Raw genomic sequence first — 1,729 nt, forward strand, 5'->3', positions numbered from 1 at the left:
AGCTCTTTAACAATTTGATCAGGTAATTCATGTGGGCGTTTGCCGATGAGGGTGACAAGTCACCAAATATCAAGGCAAGCGCACAAGAAGAATTTTCGAATTCTTCAAATTCGTTTGAACCTTGAGCCAGGATTGATTCACCTTTGTCACTTTCGAGTGACAAGTAAGAATCACACTGATTTTAAACTGAAGAGTTTGATCATGGCTCAGATTGAACGCTGGCGGCAGGCTTAACACATGCAAGTCGAGCGGTAACAGGGGAAGCTTGCTTCCCGCTGACGAGCGGCGGACGGGTGAGTAATGCATAGGAATCTGCCCGATAGTGGGGGATAACCTGGGGAAACTCAGGCTAATACCGCATACGTCCTACGGGAGAAAGGGGGCTTTGGCTCCCGCTATTGGATGAGCCTATGTCGGATTAGCTGGTTGGTGAGGTAATGGCTCACCAAGGCAACGATCCGTAGCTGGTTTGAGAGGATGATCAGCCACATCGGGACTGAGACACGGCCCGAACTCCTACGGGAGGCAGCAGTGGGGAATATTGGACAATGGGCGCAAGCCTGATCCAGCCATGCCGCGTGTGTGAAGAAGGCCTTCGGGTTGTAAAGCACTTTCAGCGAGGAAGAACGCCTGTCGGTTAATACCCGGCAGGAAAGACATCACTCGCAGAAGAAGCACCGGCTAACTCCGTGCCAGCAGCCGCGGTAATACGGAGGGTGCAAGCGTTAATCGGAATTACTGGGCGTAAAGCGCGCGTAGGTGGCTTGATAAGCCGGTTGTGAAAGCCCCGGGCTCAACCTGGGAACGGCATCCGGAACTGTCAGGCTAGAGTGCAGGAGAGGAAGGTAGAATTCCCGGTGTAGCGGTGAAATGCGTAGAGATCGGGAGGAATACCAGTGGCGAAGGCGGCCTTCTGGACTGACACTGACACTGAGGTGCGAAAGCGTGGGTAGCAAACAGGATTAGATACCCTGGTAGTCCACGCCGTAAACGATGTCGACCAGCCGTTGGGTGCCTAGCGCACTTTGTGGCGAAGTTAACGCGATAAGTCGACCGCCTGGGGAGTACGGCCGCAAGGTTAAAACTCAAATGAATTGACGGGGGCCCGCACAAGCGGTGGAGCATGTGGTTTAATTCGATGCAACGCGAAGAACCTTACCTACCCTTGACATCTACAGAAGCCGGGAGAGATCCTGGTGTGCCTTCGGGAACTGTAAGACAGGTGCTGCATGGCTGTCGTCAGCTCGTGTTGTGAAATGTTGGGTTAAGTCCCGTAACGAGCGCAACCCTTGTCCTTATTTGCCAGCACGTAATGGTGGGAACTCTAAGGAGACTGCCGGTGACAAACCGGAGGAAGGTGGGGACGACGTCAAGTCATCATGGCCCTTACGGGTAGGGCTACACACGTGCTACAATGGCCGGTACAAAGGGTTGCCAACTCGCGAGAGTGCGCCAATCCCGAAAAGCCGGTCTCAGTCCGGATCGGAGTCTGCAACTCGACTCCGTGAAGTCGGAATCGCTAGTAATCGTGAATCAGAATGTCACGGTGAATACGTTCCCGGGCCTTGTACACACCGCCCGTCACACCATGGGAGTGGACTGCACCAGAAGTGGTTAGCCTAACGCAAGAGGGCGATCACCACGGTGTGGTTCATGACTGGGGTGAAGTCGTAACAAGGTAGCCGTAGGGGAACCTGCGGCTGGATCACCTCCTTAAACGATGCGTCAT

Annotated in this window: 1 rRNA gene; it reads left to right on the plus strand. The window is 54.0% G+C overall.

Annotation, left to right across the window (positions count from 1 at the left end):
- The first annotated feature begins 183 nt into the window (after window positions 1-183).
- Window positions 184-1,716 (plus strand): 16S ribosomal RNA (locus tag ACT3RQ_RS17665).
- Window positions 1,717-1,729: the final 13 nt, after the last annotated feature.

It is taken from the genome of Halomonas sp. AOP43-D1-4, assembly GCF_052446175.1.
In the GTDB taxonomy this organism is placed as follows: domain Bacteria; phylum Pseudomonadota; class Gammaproteobacteria; order Pseudomonadales; family Halomonadaceae; genus Vreelandella; species Vreelandella citrativorans.